Origin of the sequence: Streptomyces sp. NPDC001137, assembly GCF_040298885.1 — a bacterium.
Lineage (GTDB): Bacteria > Actinomycetota > Actinomycetes > Streptomycetales > Streptomycetaceae > Streptomyces.
In genome coordinates this window covers 14108-30901 of sequence record NZ_JBEPBA010000033.1, presented here as the reverse complement: position 1 = coordinate 30901, position 16794 = coordinate 14108, and the positions used below count along the sequence as shown (strand labels likewise).

General features: G+C 71.6%; 21 protein-coding genes. 10 read left to right on the top strand and 11 right to left on the bottom strand.

Going from position 1 to position 16794, the window contains the following annotated elements:
* Positions 1 to 40 precede the first annotated feature (40 nt).
* Positions 41 to 367: a hypothetical protein gene (locus ABT254_RS41380; protein ID WP_351482565.1), complete on the top strand. Its 327-nt coding sequence runs from the start codon at positions 41 to 43 to the stop codon at positions 365 to 367.
* On the top strand, positions 364 to 1008 hold the full coding sequence (locus ABT254_RS41375; protein ID WP_351482563.1) for an AAA family ATPase: 645 nt from the start codon (positions 364 to 366) through the stop codon (positions 1006 to 1008). The genes ABT254_RS41380 and ABT254_RS41375 overlap by 4 nt, the downstream gene beginning before the upstream one ends.
* Positions 1009 to 1259: 251 nt before the next feature.
* On the opposite strand, the gene ABT254_RS41370 is transcribed toward ABT254_RS41375, so the two are convergent.
* Positions 1260 to 2153: a Gfo/Idh/MocA family protein gene (locus tag ABT254_RS41370; protein WP_351482562.1), complete on the bottom strand. Its 894-nt coding sequence runs from the start codon at positions 2151 to 2153 to the stop codon at positions 1260 to 1262.
* Positions 2154 to 2412: 259 nt separating this feature from the next.
* Between ABT254_RS41370 and ABT254_RS41365 the strand changes: the two genes are divergently transcribed.
* Positions 2413 to 3270: an aldo/keto reductase gene (locus ABT254_RS41365; RefSeq protein WP_351482560.1), complete on the top strand. Its 858-nt coding sequence runs from the start codon at positions 2413 to 2415 to the stop codon at positions 3268 to 3270.
* Positions 3271 to 3283: 13 nt separating this feature from the next.
* On the opposite strand, the gene ABT254_RS41360 is transcribed toward ABT254_RS41365, so the two are convergent.
* Entirely contained in the window at positions 3284 to 3508 is a 225-nt protein-coding gene (locus ABT254_RS41360; protein ID WP_351482558.1) for a hypothetical protein, read from the bottom strand.
* Positions 3509 to 3645: 137 nt separating this feature from the next.
* Positions 3646 to 3981, bottom strand: a complete 336-nt coding sequence (locus tag ABT254_RS41355) for a hypothetical protein (protein WP_351482556.1) — start codon at positions 3979 to 3981, stop codon at positions 3646 to 3648.
* Between the two features lie 170 nt (positions 3982 to 4151).
* Between ABT254_RS41355 and ABT254_RS41350 the strand changes: the two genes are divergently transcribed.
* Together ABT254_RS41350 and ABT254_RS41345 are read left to right on the top strand one after the other, a co-directional pair.
* Positions 4152 to 4391, top strand: a complete 240-nt coding sequence (locus ABT254_RS41350) for a DUF5133 domain-containing protein (protein ID WP_351482555.1) — start codon at positions 4152 to 4154, stop codon at positions 4389 to 4391.
* Positions 4392 to 4541: 150 nt separating this feature from the next.
* A complete protein-coding gene (locus ABT254_RS41345) occupies positions 4542 to 4760 on the top strand; it encodes a hypothetical protein (protein ID WP_351482667.1) in 219 nt (72 codons plus the stop codon).
* Between the two features lie 9 nt (positions 4761 to 4769).
* Here ABT254_RS41345 and tgmB read toward each other — a convergent pair whose 3' ends face one another.
* The 3 genes from tgmB to ABT254_RS41330 form a co-directional block, all read right to left on the bottom strand.
* Positions 4770 to 5762 carry an ATP-grasp ribosomal peptide maturase gene (gene tgmB, locus ABT254_RS41340; protein WP_351482553.1) on the bottom strand — a complete coding sequence of 331 codons (993 nt, stop codon included), beginning with the start codon at positions 5760 to 5762 and terminating at the stop codon, positions 4770 to 4772.
* A gap of 17 nt (positions 5763 to 5779) precedes the next feature.
* Positions 5780 to 5971: a putative ATP-grasp-modified RiPP gene (tgmA, locus tag ABT254_RS41335; protein ID WP_099933570.1), complete on the bottom strand. Its 192-nt coding sequence runs from the start codon at positions 5969 to 5971 to the stop codon at positions 5780 to 5782.
* A 132-nt stretch (positions 5972 to 6103) separates the two neighbouring features.
* On the bottom strand, positions 6104 to 6394 hold the full coding sequence (locus ABT254_RS41330; protein ID WP_351482550.1) for a YkvA family protein: 291 nt from the start codon (positions 6392 to 6394) through the stop codon (positions 6104 to 6106).
* A gap of 240 nt (positions 6395 to 6634) precedes the next feature.
* Between ABT254_RS41330 and ABT254_RS41325 the strand changes: the two genes are divergently transcribed.
* Positions 6635 to 7672: a hypothetical protein gene (locus tag ABT254_RS41325; protein ID WP_351482548.1), complete on the top strand. Its 1038-nt coding sequence runs from the start codon at positions 6635 to 6637 to the stop codon at positions 7670 to 7672.
* Positions 7673 to 7791: 119 nt separating this feature from the next.
* On the opposite strand, the gene ABT254_RS41320 is transcribed toward ABT254_RS41325, so the two are convergent.
* Positions 7792 to 8961: a hypothetical protein gene (locus ABT254_RS41320; RefSeq protein ID WP_351482546.1), complete on the bottom strand. Its 1170-nt coding sequence runs from the start codon at positions 8959 to 8961 to the stop codon at positions 7792 to 7794.
* A gap of 304 nt (positions 8962 to 9265) precedes the next feature.
* On the opposite strand from ABT254_RS41320, the gene ABT254_RS41315 reads away from it, so the two are divergent.
* On the top strand, positions 9266 to 9631 hold the full coding sequence (locus ABT254_RS41315; RefSeq protein WP_351482665.1) for a PadR family transcriptional regulator: 366 nt from the start codon (positions 9266 to 9268) through the stop codon (positions 9629 to 9631).
* Positions 9628 to 10629, top strand: a complete 1002-nt coding sequence (locus tag ABT254_RS41310) for a hypothetical protein (protein ID WP_351482544.1) — start codon at positions 9628 to 9630, stop codon at positions 10627 to 10629. Before ABT254_RS41315 ends, ABT254_RS41310 begins: the two co-directional genes overlap by 4 nt.
* 46 nt (positions 10630 to 10675) lie before the next feature.
* Here the strand turns inward: ABT254_RS41310 and ABT254_RS41305 are convergent, their stop codons facing one another.
* From ABT254_RS41305 to ABT254_RS41290, 4 genes are all read right to left on the bottom strand, one after another.
* On the bottom strand, positions 10676 to 11167 hold the full coding sequence (locus ABT254_RS41305; RefSeq protein ID WP_351482542.1) for a lamin tail domain-containing protein: 492 nt from the start codon (positions 11165 to 11167) through the stop codon (positions 10676 to 10678).
* Between the two features lie 112 nt (positions 11168 to 11279).
* Positions 11280 to 12245 (bottom strand): DUF1152 domain-containing protein, encoded by a 966-nt coding sequence (locus tag ABT254_RS41300; RefSeq protein WP_351482541.1) that lies wholly within the window; start codon positions 12243 to 12245, stop codon positions 11280 to 11282.
* Between the two features lie 72 nt (positions 12246 to 12317).
* Positions 12318 to 13496 carry an FAD-dependent oxidoreductase gene (locus ABT254_RS41295; RefSeq protein ID WP_351482539.1) on the bottom strand — a complete coding sequence of 393 codons (1179 nt, stop codon included), beginning with the start codon at positions 13494 to 13496 and terminating at the stop codon, positions 12318 to 12320.
* Between the two features lie 136 nt (positions 13497 to 13632).
* Entirely contained in the window at positions 13633 to 14997 is a 1365-nt protein-coding gene (locus tag ABT254_RS41290) for an FAD-dependent oxidoreductase (RefSeq protein ID WP_351482537.1), read from the bottom strand.
* A gap of 204 nt (positions 14998 to 15201) precedes the next feature.
* On the opposite strand from ABT254_RS41290, the gene ABT254_RS41285 reads away from it, so the two are divergent.
* Both ABT254_RS41285 and ABT254_RS41280 read left to right on the top strand, forming a co-directional pair.
* A complete protein-coding gene (locus tag ABT254_RS41285) occupies positions 15202 to 15846 on the top strand; it encodes an RNA polymerase sigma factor (RefSeq protein WP_450753043.1) in 645 nt (214 codons plus the stop codon).
* Positions 15839 to 16771 carry a CU044_5270 family protein gene (locus tag ABT254_RS41280; protein ID WP_351482535.1) on the top strand — a complete coding sequence of 311 codons (933 nt, stop codon included), beginning with the start codon at positions 15839 to 15841 and terminating at the stop codon, positions 16769 to 16771. The genes ABT254_RS41285 and ABT254_RS41280 overlap by 8 nt, the downstream gene beginning before the upstream one ends.
* Positions 16772 to 16794 lie beyond the last annotated feature (23 nt).

The window sequence follows — 16794 nt, the reverse complement described above, 5'->3', positions numbered from 1 at the left end:
TCGACGGCGGTGATCGACGGCGGCCGAAGGGGGACGCGGCGTGGGGTTCGAGGGCGAGGTCTGGCAGGTGCGCACGGGCGCGGAGCCGGTCGGGGAGATCCTGATCGACGACGCCGACTTTCCGTGGCTGTCCGGCCGGTTCACCGCCGGTCCGGCCTTTGCGGAGGTCCGGGAGCTGTTCGCCCGTGAACTCGCCCTGATCGAGCGGGACGACGAGGAGCACCTGGGGGAGTGGGAAACGGCCTACGACGAGATCACCAGACGGGTGACTCTGTCGTCGCCGGACGGACCCGTTCCCGAGTTCCTGCTGCACATCGAGGGCGACCGGGCCTGGTTCCGCTGGAGCGACGAACCGTTTCCAGCATGAGTAGAGGCGCGGTGGCGCCCGGGGTGCGAGTGGTGCTGATCGGCGGGACGTCGAACGTGGGCAAGTCGACGGTCGCACGAGCGGTGGCGGAGCGTCTCGGGTTCGAGTACCGGGCGACGGACCTGCTGGCCCGTCACCCCGGGCGGCCCTGGAGAACCCCGGAGCGGGAGGTGCCCGCGCATGTGGCCGAACACTATGCGTCGCTCACGGTCGACGAGCTGATCACCTCTGTTCTGGCCCACTACGAGAGGCTGTGGCCCCGCATCCGCACACTGATCGCGACCCATGCGGCCCAGGACGGGCCCGGCGCGGGCCTCGTCCTGGAGGGCTCGGCCCTGTGGCCCGTCCGCGTCGCCGGACTGGATGAACCGCATACCGCCGCCGTGTGGCTGACGGCCGACGAAGCCGTGCTGCGCGCCCGGGTGCACGCGGGCGGCCGGTACGAGACGGCAACGGACGAGGAACGCATGCTGATGGACCGCTTCCTGGCCCGTACGGAGCGTTATCAGACCCTGATGGTCGAGGCCCTCGACGAGCTGAGCCTCGACCGCATCGATGCCGGAGCCGGCCGGACCGTCGCCGAGCTGGTCGACTTGGTCCTTGCCGCGGTGGCGCATCAGAATGCCCCCGGCAGACCGTGACGCGCGTCGGTTGGCGGCACTTTCCAGTAGGGCGTCGGCCTTGCGCCGGTGCCGAAGGGGGCCGGCCGTCGGTGAGCTGGTCGACTCAGCCCTTGCCACGGTGCCGGAGCAGAATGCCCCGGCAGATCGTGACGCCGCGTCAGCCGGGGCGCTTTCCAACAGGTCCGGGGCTCGACCGCACCGATCGTCGGCGCGCGGGTCCTCGGCGCCGTGGCGAAACAGACTGCGGTGGAACGGTCCGTGACGTCGCATCAGTCGGCGGCACCCTCCAACAGGGCCTCGGCCTCGACGAGGATCTCGGTGACCCGCTGGCCGAACGCGGCGTCGCAGGCGTGCGGTCGCCCGGTGCGGGCGGCGGTGAGCAGGGCGTCGGCGGCGTGCCCGAGTGCGGCGACGGCTCCCTCGGCGCTCTGCGGAAGCACCGACACCCCTGCCGCTCCCCGGAGTTCCAGAGCAGCACCCGCCGCCGCGGACGGGGCCGACAGACTGAGCGTCACGGTGCTCGAGGCGCCGCCGGCATGGTCGAGGACCAGATGGACCGTGTCGCCGGGACCGGGCGCCGCGGCCACCACCCGCCGGGCGTCACCGAGGACCGGCAGCAGCACGGACATGGCATGCGGGCCCACGTCCCACAGCGCGCCCTTCTCCCGCCGCCACGGCGAGTTCGCGAACGGGCTGTCGCTGTCGCCGCCGAACAGCGCCCCCAGCCACTGGGCGTGAGCCGTGAACCAGCCCCCCACCGCCGTCTGTTCGGTGATCCATGCCTCGGTCTCGGGCAGGAAGCGGCTGGTGAAGAAGACGACGGAGGCGACGCCGGCCTCCTGGACCGCGTCGACCACGGCCCGTCCCTGCGCGACCGTCGTGGCGAGTGGCTTGTCCAGGAGCAGATGGCACCCCGCACGCGCCGCTCGTACCGCGAGCTCCGCCTGCACGGCAGGCGGCAACGCGACCGCGACCGCGTCCACGTCGGCGAACAGCGCGTCGACGTCGTCGTAGGCACGCGTGCCGAACCGGTCGGCGAGTTGCTTCGCGGCCTCCGTCCGGCGGCCCCACACCCCCACGAACTCCAGCTCCGCGTGCTCGTGCAGGGCGGGGGCGTGCGCCATCTCCGCCCAGGGACCGGTACCGAGAAGTCCTATCCGCATGCCGCCGCCTCTCCGCCGGGTCGCCCGTTGTGGCGACTGGTCGCCAGCGAGCGTCGCACACCGACCGGCCGACTGCGCAAGCAGATCCTGCGGAGGCGGTGATTCAGTGGTGTGGCTGCTGAATGCGTTCTCTTTCCTCTATTGGACCTGCGGCCCGTGGGCGGGTCAGGCTGGAATGCGTTGCGGCTTCCCGCACCCCCTGTGCGGTGGGCCGAACGTCATTCGGTACCGCGCGACAACCGGAAGAGGGCACGAGCACATGCAGACCCGCCGCATCGGTGACGTCGAAGTCAGCGCGATCGGCCTGGGCGGGATGCCCATGTCGATCGAGGGACGGCCGGACGAGGCCCGTTCCCTCGCCACCATCCACGCCGCCCTCGACGCCGGCGTGACCCTCATCGACACCGCGGACGCCTATCACCGGGACGCCCACGAGGTCGGCCACAACGAAACCCTGATCGCCAAGGCCCTGTCCTCCCACGACCGCGGCCGGGACGTCCTGGTCGCCACCAAGGGCGGCCATCTGCGTCCCGGCGACGGCAGCTGGACCCTCGACGGCAGCCCCCGCCACCTCAAGGAGGCCTGCGAGGCGTCCCTGCGCCGGCTCGGGGTGGAGGCCATCGGGCTCTACCAGTTCCACCGCCCCGACCCGAGAGTGCCGTACGCCGAGTCCGTGGGTGCGATCCGTGATCTCCTGGACGAGGGCAAGATCCGGCTGGCGGGCATCTCCAATGCCAACCCCGACCAGATCAGGCAGGCGAACGACATCCTCGGCGGCCGGCTGGTCTCCGTGCAGAACCAGTTCTCCCCGGCCTTCCGCTCCAGCGAGCCGGAGCTGGAACTGTGCGACGAACTCGGCATCGCCTTCCTGCCGTGGAGCCCGCTCGGCGGCATCTCCCGGGCCCGTGAACTGGGCTCCGCCTACGCGCCGTTCGCACGGATCGCCGAGGCCCACGGGGTCAGCCCGCAGCGCGTGTGCCTGGCCTGGATGCTCGCCAAGTCGCCGGTGGTCGTCCCCATCCCCGGCGCCAGCCGCCCGGAGACGATCCTCGACTCCCTCGCCGCCACGGAACTCACCCTGGACGCCGAGGAACTCGCGCAGCTCGACGCCGTCTGACAGGCCCACCCGGTCACCACGGAAGACCCCGCCGCCGGCGTCGTCGGAAAGACGCCTCGACCACCGCTACCGCAACGAACACCCGGTCCGCACCCTCGGGTACCTGTTCCGCGCCGACCGCCGCCACCTGATCGCGGCGGTCGGCGTGTTCACCGTCAGGCACAGCACGCCCGTAGGTGCGCAGGTCGAGGGTGTTCATGTCGGTGCCGTCGAAGGCCTGCACACCGTGGTCGGCCATCGCCCGTGCCCTGATCCGGGAGCCCGAGGTGCTGACCCCGGACGGGGCGACCTCGGCCCTCGACACCGGGGCGTACACACAGCCGCACGGCGGACAGGTCGCCTCAGCCGCCGTGCGTGCGCCCCGCGGCCGCCTCCTCAGGCGGCGCTGCTGCGGCGCATGCCGTGCGGGCAGGTCGAGTCGTGGTGGATGCCCAGGCTCGTCCACCACCGCTCGCAGCACGCGGCGTCCAGCTCACCGCGCACGATCTCGTCGGTGGCCGTGCGTGCGGGATGGCGCGCCACGACCGCGGCCCTGCGCAGGTCGCGGATCAGGGTCTCGCGGACGACGGCGATGACCGGGACCAGGCTCGCCGCGGCGAACAGACATGCGGCCCACCGCGGGCCGTGGAGGAATTCGAGGACCGTGGTCCAGGCGAGTTCGGCGCTGGTGGTGAGGTAGAGGGTGCAGAGGAGGCGGCCGGAGCGGTTCATGTGCTTCACCGTTCGTGCTGAGGGGGTTACCCTCTGTTCAACGCCTCGCGGCGCGCTGGGAATCGGGTCGGACGGCGCTTTTGCGTCAATTGAGGCCCGCAGCGCGGAAGATGCGATTGGTCCGGGCCTGACCGGGAAGGCGAGGCGCAAACCACAGAGAGGGGCACTTCGTGCTCGTTCCGGACCCGAAGGTCGTCAGAACGTTGCTCACCACCTACGCGTCGCTGCGCATCGCGCAGGCGGAGCGCGAGAGGGCGCAGGCGGCACGGGAGTTGGCGGACGTCAGCCGCGCGCTGTGCGCCACCATGGGAGCCTCGAGCGTCGAGGACGCGATCGCGAAGGCGGACGCCCTGCTGCTCGCCTCGCGAAGGACCGCGGGCGGGGACGGCGGCCTGTCACTGGCCGTCTGACGCAACGACGGCCGGGATGACGCACATCGGCCGGTCACAACGCCCTGCCGGCGTCAAGTGCTCCTGGAGAATTCACACCCAGGTATCCTGAGGCGCATACACTCGACAGCCGTGCCCAAGTGCATGGGCCACCACACGAAAGGCGCGTCGGTGTTCCAGGATTCCCCGATCTACGACCGACTCGTCGCCGAGCGCGGCGACGTCCCCACTCAGGCTCGCCGGGAGGCCGAGCGCGTGAGCCGGGAACTGGAGTACGCCATGCGGCCGCTGCAGTCCTTCGGTGCCATGCCCGGCGCCCCCGAGCGCCAGGCCTCCCCGGGGGCCGGGTGGCAGCGGAGCGCGCTGCTGCCCGGCTCGCTGCCCCACTGACCGCCGCCCTCAACACACCGTGGTGCTGGAGCCGTTGACCCGTGTCTGCGGCTCCGGTGCGGGAAGGGCCAGCCACTCGGCTATCGTCCGGGCGATCGGCAGACCCGTCTCCACCTCGACGAAGCCGAACTGTCCCGACTGATTGCACTCCAGGAACCACCAGGTCCCGTCGGCGTCCTCGGCGAAGTCGAAGGCACCGTAGGCCAGTTCGGCCTCACGCAGATACGAGCGGACGGCGTCGGCGATGCGCGGCGGCACATCGGTGGCCCGCCACGGTATGTCGGCCGAGGCGAAGCGCACGTCCACCACACCGGGATCGTCCGGATCCGGATCGTCGGCAGTCGCCTTGCGGGCCGCCAGCAGCCGCTCGCCCACCGCGGTCAGCCGGATGTCGGCCCGCTTGCCGACCCGCCGCTGCAGCAGGGTCGGCCCGAACGCGACGGCGGAGAAGTCCGCGTCCGGCGCCACCCGGCTGGTCGGCACCGCCCGGGGCGGATCCTGTGGATGCGCCCCGGAGACGGGCTTGACCACCAGATCCGGATAGCGGTCGGCGAACTCCCGGGCGGCCTGCGGAAACGTCGTGATCAAGGTGGCCGGCACGGGCAGTCCGCAGCGCTGGGCCAGCCGCAGCTGCCACGGCTTGTGCCGGGCCCGGCGGGCCGCGTCGGGGTGGTTCATCCAGCGGGCGTCCGAGCCGCGCAGCATGCCGTAGAGCGCCTGGGCGGACTCCTCGGTCAGCCAGGCGGAGGTCTGGGCCGCCCGTGCGGCCGCATCCCCCGGCCTGCGCACCCAGACCGACCGCAGCCCGGCGATGCTCACCAGGCGGCCCGCGGACTGGAGGTGGCCGCGGAAGCGGCCGTGCACGTACTCACCGGACAGCGCGACACCACCGGGGAGGTCGGCGGGGTCCAGGCGGACCACCGGGACCCCGGACGCGTTCAGGTGCACGACCACCATGTCGGCGGTCACGTCCTCTTCACAGGTCAGGATCAGCACGGTCATAGTGGGCGGTTCCGCGTTCAGTCGTCGAAGTGAGTCTTGGAGCCCGCGGTGGACGTGGTGGTCCCCAACTCTCGGAGCAGCGCGAGGTCACCGGCGGCGACCCGGCCGTCCATGAGCACGTTCAACTGCAGCCCGGAGTCGTAGACGTACGGAGTCGTGGCTTCCAACTCCACCGCCGGACGTGCGTAGTTGAGCGCGAACGGTTGCATCGTGTCTCCCTCGTCAGTGCAGCACCGACCCGGCGGTCCGCTCCCCGCGGCGCCGCCCGGCCCGCCGACTGCATTGCCCTTCCAGTCACTTATACGAATCGAACGAGTGATTGGTTTCCTTACTCTGCGTAGTCACAGGGAGGATTCGTGACGATTCGGCCCGTCCAGAGGGCCGCGCAGGCTGCGCAGAGCGAGGAGAAGGACGCCGATGTCGTCCAGGTAGACAGGGTCGGGCAGCAGGTCGGTCGGCAGCAGGAAGTACAGGACGGCACCCCAGAAGACCCAGCGCCGCCCGGTCGGAAGCCCGGCGCGCCTCAGGTCTCGCCGTGCCCGCACCAGCCGCACCAGCAGGGCGACGGCCACGGCGAGGGCGAGCGCCGCGAGGGCAACGGCGACCACGATCGCCGTTGTGGTCCATTTCACGGTCCTCCTCCATCCGGCGTGCCGAACGGCGCGCCCCTTGTCTCGGATTCCCCTTTCCGGCGTTCGTACGTCCTCCGTCACCCCGTCAGAAGCGCGGCGGGGCCTCACACCTGTGGCCCATCCCGACTGGCACGGACCGGAAGCGGCGCTTAGTAATGGCACTGCATCGCAACGTCGTGAAAACGCGCCGGGAGATGCGAGAGCAGGTGAACCGTTCCGTCTATTCCATGGAGGAGAGTCATGAGCATCCGCTCTTCATCACCCCGTCCCTACGACCCCTCCATAGTCGGCGCGCACGACGACCCGGCCAGCGCCCTGGTGCATGCCGCCATTGCGGACCGGCCATTGGAGGAAGTCGCCAACCTGATCACCATGCTGGAGCAGTCCCCGGAGTATGCGAAAGCCACCGTCGACGCGCTGCGCGCGGTCGGCACGGACCGCTCCGTGGAGGACGTCACCCGTCTGGTCACCCTGCTGACCCAACCACCGCGCGACCCTTCCAGCGCGGACGAGGTGATCCGGGCGGCTGCCGAGAACCGTCCGGTGGAGGAAGTGACCCGGCTGATGGCACTGCTGCACCTGCCGTCGACGGAGCGCCGCTTCGGACAGGAGGCCGCGAAGGCGGTCGCCGCGGCGCGGTCCGTGGAGGACCTCGTGGAACTCATCGGCCGGCTGAGCACAGACCGCGGTGCCCATCCCGCCCCGCCGAAGACGGAGCCGTCGCTTCCGCAGGCCGGTGAGGCGGACTGGCGCCCGGAAGGCACAGGCACCGGCCTTCCGCCGTTCCCCACGGTCCTGCCTTCCTACGGTGGAGACACCATGCCGAGGCAGCCCGTCGGTGCGCCGCGTCGCGCCGCCGAGCAGCCACCGTGGGCGGGCCTGCTCGTCGCGGCCGCGCTCTTCCTGTGCGCGCTGCTCTGGTTCCCGATGTACAAGTCGGGTACGCATGTCGACGTGTACGCCTCCGGCATCGCCGTGTCGATCCTGTACGCCCTGCTGGCCGTACTGGTGACCCTGCGGCCCGTCCGGGCCGTACTCGTGGTCGCGGCGGTGCTGCCGGGGCTTCTTGCCGCGGCCGAGCTGTACCGCGGGTTCCGCTCGCGGTCGCTGTTCCGGGCACTCGACCTCACGCTCGCCCCGGGCTGGCTCGCGGGCCTGGTCGCCGTGATCGCGGCACTGACGGCAGTGACGGCCCTGGTCCTGCGCGCGGCAGCACGCCCTCCCGCCCTGGGGGGTGCTCCTGCCCGTCCTCTGGCCACGGCACGGCGCCTGGACTGATGCGCCGCTTCCCCGGCACCCGCAGGGGGTCGTGGCCCCGCGCCCGCGGTTCTCCGGACCGCGGGCGCTTCGGCGTCCGCGAGCGAAACCCCGCGCCCTCGGGAGTGGGGCACAGGCGCTCAGCGGCCGGAGGAGTCCGGTGGTTCGACTGCGGGGTCCGGCTCCCGTCCGCCGTCCGGGGCGGACGCGGGACGCAGTGCCTTGGCGGTGTCCTTCAGCCGTTCCAGCGTCCGCGTCAGCTGCTGGAAGGGGGAGCCCTGGGACGGGGCGGGCGGCTGTGGCCGGGCGGGCGGGGCGTCGCCGTTCTCGCGGTAGACGGCCAGCGCCTCGTGTGCGCGCTCGGCGGCCTCGCGGTACAGATCCCGCGACTTGGTCATGGCCTCGAGCGCCTCGGCGTACATGGCCACGAGCCCGCGTGCGTGGGCGAGCTCCTCCTCGAGCGTCATCAGCCGCCAGTCGTCCCGCAGGGCGGTGACGGCCTCCTCGGCGCCGTCCGGCAGCGGAAGCGGCAGTGCGGCGAACCGGACCAGGGCGTCGACGAGTTGGCCGGGCCGTGAGCCGTCGAGGAAGACGGTGCGTACGGAGAAGTCGTCCGCGTCGAAGCCTTCCGGCACCGGCGTGGTGGGCAGCAGGACGGCGCCGCCGCGCGGGACCTGCACCCCGAACTCGCGCAGGACCCGGTTGACGATGCGCAGCTGGTCCGGTGCGGCACGGTGCTCCAGCACACGATGGCGCAGGCTCGGCGGCAGCAGCGGGCCGAGCGGCAGCCGGCCGCGCTCGTCGGGTGTCATCGCCTCGTGCACGACGAGGTTGATGTGCCAGCCTCCGCGCACGGAGTTGCGGAGCAGGCGCCGGATGTCCTTGTCGTCCGCGGGCAGGCGGTTGGCCTCCCGCAGGCGAAGGCCCGTGCCGGGCTGGTGGTCCCAGGGCACGTCCGGCTCCGCGGGCCAGAACATGGTGGCGGGGGAGGGCCACCCCTGCTCCCACGGGCGCTCGGCCTCCGCCGCCAGCACCCACTCCATGCCGGTGTCGGCATCGCGTGTCAAAGTCAGCCGGGCCCGCACGGTCACCGACTCGGTGACCGTCCACCGCGCCTCGAAGACGCAGTCCGAACTGCTCGATGAGGCCTCGGAGACGGCCACCTCGAGATGGTCGTCGATGGTCCCCTCGTCCTTGAGCCGGTGCAGCGTCCGGCGTACGACGTCTTCGGCATCGGGTCCGGTATGGCGGCCGCGGGCCAGCCACAGGGTGGGGGACGGGGTCGGTCGGACGGAGGGCGAAGTACGCATGAGTCCATCTGAGGGCGGGGGCACGTGTATCCACCAGTATCGTCGCCGCGCGTCGGCGGGGTTCCCCCGGGGGGTGCTCGCACGGGAGGCGCGCGGTGCACTCGGGGTGCGAGGAGCGCACTCCAGGACACCTGGTTCACCCGTATCCCCGGCGCACCGGGCCCGCCACAATGGCGCCCGCGAACAGGGCCCGCCCACCATCCGCTTAGGGGCGGGTCCTGTTCGTGTCCCGCCACGCCGTATGACTCGTCCTTGCGCTATATATCGGAAGCCGAGATATCATGGCGGCATGGCATCGAGGAGCATGACTCAGGCGGCGTTCTTCGTCCTCACCGCCCTGGCCGACCAGCCCCGGCACGGCTACGGGATTCTGCGGGAGGTCGAGGAACTCTCCGACGGCGCCGTGCAGTTGCGCGTCGGCACCTTGTACGGCGTGCTGGACAGGCTTACCGCGGACGGGCTGATCGTCCTGGATCGCGAGGAGGTGCACGAGGGCCGGCTGCGGCGCTACTACCGCCTGACCGAAGAGGGGATGCAGGCCCTCGACGCGGAGGCGGAGCGCATGGCGGCCGGCGCCAGTGCCGCCAAGTCGCGCATCGCCGAAGGGCGCAGGGCCCCCGGCGCGGTGAAACCGTCCGCAGGTCCCGGACTCGCGGGAGGCGTGGCATGACGACGCTGCTCGAGACGCGCTACCGCACGGTGCTGCGCCTGCTGCCCGACTACTACCGGCGCAACAGGGAGGAGGAGATGGTCGAGGTCTACCTGTGGGACCTCGACCAGGAGACCCAGGACCAGAGCAGGCCGACGCTGGGCGAGGTGGCGAGCGTCGCCGCCCTCGCCGTGCGCAGCCGGCTGGCCGCCACCGGGGCGCCCCGGCCGTACCTCCTGCTCGGGTCTGCCGTCCGTCACTTCGCCCTGTTCGCCGTGCTGTTGCAGGCCGCCGCGGCGCTGGTCGACCGGGTCCTGGAGCTGACCTGGGCCACGACGCACGGAGCGCGCGACTGGGAGATGTTCCGGTCGGGATTCACCGGCCGGGGCCCGCTCCTGGGCGCGGTCGAGGCCGCCGAATGGACGCTGCCGCTGCTGTGGACGGTCGCCTTCTTCGCCCTGCTGACCGGGCGCAGGCGCCTTGCCCGGATGTCGGTGCTGCTTGCCGCGCTGCCCACGCTGTGGCCGTTCGCCGGTCCGCTGGTGAGTGAAACGGTGCCGTGGGACCCGTGGTTCGCCACCGCCGGCGCGCTCTTCGCCTGGCTGCCGGCGCTCGCCCTGTGCGCGGCCCACCACCGGGACGCACCCGCGGCCGTGCTGCCCGTCGGCACACCCGGCCTCGTCCTCGCGGCCTGCAGTGTGGTGATGGGCGCGTCCGAGGTCGTGCCGCCCGCCGCGCCCGACGCGGTCTGGGCGCCGGCCACGTGCTTCGTCCTCGGGGCGCTCGGCTGGCTGCTGCTGCGCCGTCGCCGTACGGATGTGAGCCCTGCCGGCGGCGCCTTGTCCCTGGCGGCGCTGGGCCTGCTGCTCCTGGCGGTGCGGATCGCCACGCTGTATCCGTGGCTGGGCCTTGCCGTCCCCGCCGCCTATGTCGGCGCCGCGCTGGGTCAGGCGGCCGCGCTCGCGCTTCTGACCGTGATGCTGACGGCGGTGGCCAGGCGGGACCTGGCCAGGCGCTGACCCTGCGGGGCCGGGCCGGCACGTCCTGCCGGCCCGGCCCGAGCCGTCAGCCGTGGAACGTGATGTAGCCGTTGCCGTCGGGGTCGTTGCCGCTCTTGGTGTAGGCGTGCGAGTCGGCGCCGCTGCCGGACGGTTTGTACAGGTAGATCGTGTCCTTGTCGTTGTTCCACATGAAGTTGCAGTTGTTGCGGTAGGCGACGTTGTTCCTGTCGGAGTCGGTGCCGTGGCCACCGCGGAGCTTCACGTAGTCACCGGGCTCCAGGTAGTGGTTGTGGCTGAAGGTGAACTTGTTGCCGGCCTTGTCCTTCACCACGTAGCCCTTGAGGTTCACGGTCGTACCGGACGAGTAGTTCTTGATCGTCAGGTACTCCTCGTCCGTGTTCCCGGTGGTGCAGCTGTTGGAGTCGCGGCCGGGAGCGTCGTACTGAACGCCCTTGATCTTCAGCGCGGAGCGGTACTCGGTGGCGTGGGCCGGGACGGCGGCCAGCACGGCGAGCGTGCCCGCGGCGGCGGTGGCGGCGACAAGACGTATACGCATGGAGATCTTCCCCCCTGTGTGCATGTTTCGTGAAGAATCTGGAGCGTATACAACTGCGTGGGTTCGGGCGGCGAGTTGACCGAAATGGTGCCGTCCGGTTGTCCGCCTGTACTCAGTGCGGGTAGGCGCGCGGGGGCCGCTGGCGGGCCGGACCGGCGCGGAACTCCTCGATGGCGGAGCTGATCTGGCGCATGAGCGCGGTGTTCTCCAGCCGGTCCAGGTAGAGGTTGCGGCGGGCGAGGCCGGGGGCGTCCACGCAGAAGTACAGGGCCATCAGCGGGTTGATGAACAGTTCGCTGTCCTTGGTTCGCCGGGTGAAGCGGACGTCGCCGAAGTCACCGCGCACGGCTGCCGCCACGGAGCCGTTGACGATGCTCGGGTACTCGGGCGTGCCGCGCTGGGCGTGGGCGACCGCGTCGAGGTAGAGGGCACCTTCCCGGCTCTCGCGCGGCAGCGAGAACGCGCCCAGGTAGGCGCCCTCCCGGTCCAGCGCCGCCAGGTTCTCCAGCACCAGGGTGTGGCTGACCCCGTGGTGGGCGTCCACCCCGAACCCCAGGCAGGCGACGAGCCGTTGGGGTATCTCCTCCAGCCCGTTCACGGCGGCCAGGCTCGCCATGTCCTCCTCCGGTGTGCCCAGTCCGTGCTCGTCACCCCGCATGAGGATGTCGGTCCCGCCGTCCACCAGCACCACGGCGTCCACGCCGCCGAGGTGGTCGACGAGCGCGCGGTACGCGGCGCGCAACGGCCGCACCCCGGTCTGCGGGAACGCGTACACCGTGGCCGGCAGGCCCTGCTCCTCCAGCCAACGGGCGAGCGTGCGCTCCGGGAAGTAGTCGCCCCGCGCCGCCGTGTCGGGCCCGATGGCCGCGACGTCCGCCTCCAGCCATACGTCCAGGTCCAGCCCGTACAGGTCGGCGAAGGACAGGTTCGCCAGATGGACCTCCTTGCCCGCCGAGCGCAGCGCGAGGGCCAGTGGGAGGCCGGCGTACACGTCGAAGCCGCCGCCCGCACCGGCGACGAGAACCCGCCGGGCATCGCGGAGACGGGTGAAGAAAGGGGGCTCGGTGAGGGAGAACACCGGGGGACGGTAACAGGCTGGGAGGATGTCGGGGCGGTGCATTTTCCGGCTGCCGAGCGGTGCCCGGCATGCTCACGCGTTCGGGGCCGACGGTCCTTCCCGGATGTCGGACTCCCACTCCAGCAGACGTATCAGCCCGTCCTCCCCGGGCCGTGCAGGGGGCGTACGCCGAGGCCCGGCGGGAGACGGGGAGTGCGTGCCCCGGGAGATGTTCCCGCTCACGGTGATGTTGTGTTCGACGCGCGGGCGGCGCAGGTCCTCGTACAGGGTGAGCGCCGTGTCGGTGTCCGGTGTGTCGCGCAGGCACTTCGCGAGGATCACCGCGTCCTCCAGCGCCATGGACGCGCCCTGACCGGTCGCGGGGGAAGCCGCGTGGGCGGCGTCGCCGATGAGCAGAAGGCGCCCGGAGCGCCAGGGTGTGCCGGCGGGTATCTCGGTGGCGTTGGTGACCATGAGGTCGTCGCCGGTGGCCGCGACGATGTCCGCGGCGGGCGTGGCGTCCTCGCGCAGCAGCGGAACGAGCAGTTCGCGCCAGTCGGCGGGCGAACCGTCCGCGATCTCGTCCGCCTCCAGGGGCGCGCCGGACACGCGCGCGAACCAGTACGTCTCCCCGTCGGGCGAGACGGCGTAGCCGAAGGCGGCCGTGCTGCCGCGCACCATGGTGATGTGCGCCTGAGGTCCGGACCGGTCGGCGGCGCCGGTGCGGCCGTAGAAGACCCGCTCGCCTGCGTGGCACGGCTGGGTCTGCGGGGTGATGTGCCTGCGGACCGTGGAGTTCAGGCCGTCGGCGCCGATCAGCAGGTCGCCGGTTGCGGTGCTGTGGTCGGTGAAGTGCGCGGTGACGCCCTCTGCGCCGTCCTGGAGGGAGGCGAGGCGGGCGCCGTGCCGGACGACGATGCCGCGGCGCGCGGCCTCCGCCCGCAGGGCCGTCGTGAGGTCGCCGCGGCGCAGACAGCGGTACCGCAGCAGCGGGTCGGCGGCTTCGCCCAGGGGTACTTGTGCCAGCTCGGCGCCCGCGTGGTCCAGGACCCGCATCGAGGTCAGCGGGAAGCCGAGCGCCGTGACCGCGGCGGCGGCGTCGAGCTGGGCGAGGGCGCGCATGCCGTTGCTCGCCAGGGTGAGGAACGCGCCGAGATCCTCTGCCGAGCGGGGATGCGCCTCGTGCACGGTCACCTCGAAGCCCGCTTTGTGCAGGGCCAGAGCCGTCGCCGTGCCGGCTGTGCCGCCGCCGATGACCAGTACGCGTGCCACGCCCCACCCCGCTCGTCTCCGCGCGGCCCCCGCGGTCGCACGCACACAGGGGGGAACGCATGAGCGACAGCAGGGGTTCCGTGCGAAGCCGGGTCGTGCCACGTGCGGGGCGTGGCACGACCGGCGTAGGTCCGCGTCAGGCGCCGCTCGCCCCGAGCATGTCCTCGCGCTCGACGATCTTCACGCGCTCACGGCCCTGCGGCTCGCCCAGCGCCTTCTCCGCGGCGTCCAGCTTGTACCAGCCCTCCCAGGTGGTGAAGCGGACGCCCCGCTCGGCGAGGAACGCGTCCACGGCCTCGGGCTCGGGTGAACCCGGCGTCTGCAGACGGCCGTTCGCGTGGTCGTCCAGCAGGTTGGCCACCGTCTCGTTGGCGTCGCCCTTGGTGTGGCCGATCAGGCCCACCGGACCGCGCCGGATCCAGCCGGTGACATACGTCGACTGCAGGTGCTCGCCGGACTCCTGGACGACCCGTCCGCCCTCGTCCGGGACGGTGCCGGAGTCGAGGTCCCAGGGCAGCTTGGGGAGCTTGTCCGACAGGTAGCCGACCGCGCGGTAGACCGCGCTGACGTCCCAGTCCTTGAACTCGCCGGTGCCCTTGACGTTGCCGGTGCCGTCGAGGGCGGTGCGCTCGGTGCGCAGGCCGACGACCTTGCCGTCCTCGCCGAGGATCTCGGTGGGCGACTCGAAGAAGTGCAGGAACAGCTTGTGCGGGCGGTCGCCGACGTCGCGGATCGCCCAGTTCTCCAGGGTCTTGGCGACCATGTCGGCCTGCTTGTTGCCGCGCCGGGTCTCGATCGAGCCCGCGTCGTAGTCGATGTCCTCGGGGTCGACGATGACCTCGATGTTGGGGGAGTGGTCCAGCTCCCGCAGTTCCATCGGGGAGAACTTCGCCTGCGCCGGGCCGCGCCGGCCGAAGACGTGGACCTCCAGCGCCTTGTTGGCCTTCAGGCCGTCGTAGACGTTCGGCGGGATCTCCGTCGGCAGCAGCTCGTCCGCCGTCTTGGCGAGGATGCGGGCCACGTCGAGTGCGACGTTCCCGACGCCGAGCACGGCGACCTTCTCCGCCTCCAGCGGCCAGGTGCGCGGCACGTCCGGGTGGCCGTCGTACCAGGACACGAAGTCGGCGGCGCCGTACGAACCGTCGAGGTCGATGCCGGGGATCGGCAGGGCCCGGTCGGCCGTCGCACCCGTGGAGAAGATCACGGCGTCGTAGAACGCGCGCAGGTCGTCCAGGCTGATGTCGGTCGGGTAGTCGACGTTGCCGAAGAGGCGTATCTGGGGCTTGTCGAGCACCTGGTGCAGGGCCGTGATGATGCCCTTGATGCGCGGGTGGTCGGGGGCGACGCCGTAGCGGATCAGGCCGAACGGGGCGGGCATCCGCTCGAAGAGGTCGATGGAGACGCCGGGGTCGGCGGCCACCTCGGACTTGAGCAGGGCGTCGGCGGCGTAGATCCCGGCGGGGCCGGCTCCGACGATGGCTACCCGCAGGGCGCGCGGCATGATCAGGTTCCCTTCGAGCGAGGACAGGCGACTCGAACGGGAAGCCTAAGCTAAGGCAAGCCTAAGTCGGTACGCGGGTCCGCTCTATGAGCTCATAAATCAATTTTATGAGCGGGAAGCGGGAACTCGAACACGGGCATCGGCCAACAAGAGTCGACCCTGCCCGCGACCTCGAGGGAAGTCCATGAACCTGAAAGGCGACCAGTGACCGCCTTGCCGAGCATCGGAGTTCATCCCGCCCTTGGCCCGCCCGACGACTCCGTCTCCGACGCCTCGATCATCGAGCGCTCCTGGGACGAGCCCGACGTGTTCGCGGTGCTCTTCAACCGCTACGCCGACGACATCCACCGGTACGCGGCCAGACGCCTCGGCACCGAGACCGCCGACGACCTGATGGCCGAGACCTTCGTGATCGCCTTCCAGCAGCGGCGGCGCTACGACGTGTCGCGGCCGCAGGCACGCCCCTGGCTGTACGGGATCGTCACCAACCTCGTCGGCCAGCACCGCCGTGCGGAGGCCCGCCGCCTCAAGGCCCTCTCCCGCGTCGCCACCGCCTCCCCGGCCGAGGGTGAGCCGCTCGCGGACCGGGTGGCCGCCAAGGTCAGCGCCGAGAGTTCCCGCGGCCGGCTGGCCGGCGCCCTCGCCGCGTTGCCCGCCCGGCACCGGGACGTGCTGCTGCTGATCGCCTGGGGCGATCTCGACTACGCGGAGGCCGCCGAGGCCCTTGGCGTGCCGGTCGGAACGGTGCGCTCACGGCTGCACCGGGCGCGGACCGCACTGCGCCGGGAGCTGGGCGGTTCGGATCCCACAGCCCTGCACGAGGAGACCGAGGAGAGCGATCGTGGATGACCTCACCGCAGTGCGCGAACTGCGGGCCGACGTACCCGCGTTGACCGACGAGGCCCGCGCGGCCGCCCGCGCCCGGCTCCGGCGCGCCGTCGAGGCGGAGCGCCGCCCCACGCCGTTGTCCCGCCGGCTGATGATCAGAGTCGCCGTCGCCGGAACCGCCGCGGCAGCCGTCACGGGAGGCATCGTCGTCGCCGCCCGCAACGACGGGGGCGCGGACGTCCCGCGGATGACGACCCTGAGCGCGGCGCAGCTCCTGCACCGGGCCGCGGACCGGTCCCGGGCCGACAGCTCCGGGATGCCGATTCCGCGCAACGACCAGTACCTGTACACCAAGACCTACATCACCCGGACCTACGTGAAGGGCGGCAGGACCAAGACCTGGACGGACGAGAGCTGGCTCTCGGTGGACGGCTCCAAACCCTCCAGGCGGCAGGAGTTCGGCAAGATCCACAACGATCCGCCGCTGGGCAGGCACGAGGTCAGGTGGCCGCCGACCGAGTACGCCAAGCTGGCGAAGTGGCCCACGGACCCGGACAAGCTCCTCAAGGCGCTCGGCATGGGGCCCGAAAACACCCCGGAGGCCCACCGGATGGCGTTCGCGAACGCCTGCATGCTGATGATGGGGCCGCGGGTCATGCCACCGGGCCTGGAGGCCGCCACGTTCGAGGCCGTCGCGAAGATCCCGGGCATCAGGCTCGACTACCACGAGGTGGACGCCCTCGGGCGCCACGGCATCGCGGTCTCGTACCCGATGATGTCCTTCACCTTCGTCTTCGACCCGAAGACCTACGCCTACCTGGGGCTCCGGCTGAAGGGGAGCAGCGCGAAGAAGATCGACGGCGAGTGGCGGCAGGTCGGCTGGTACCACGAGATGAGAGGGCTGCAGCAGGTGGCCGTCGTCGACCGCATCGGCCAGCGCCCCTAGCGCCGGACGGCTGCCGTACCGCG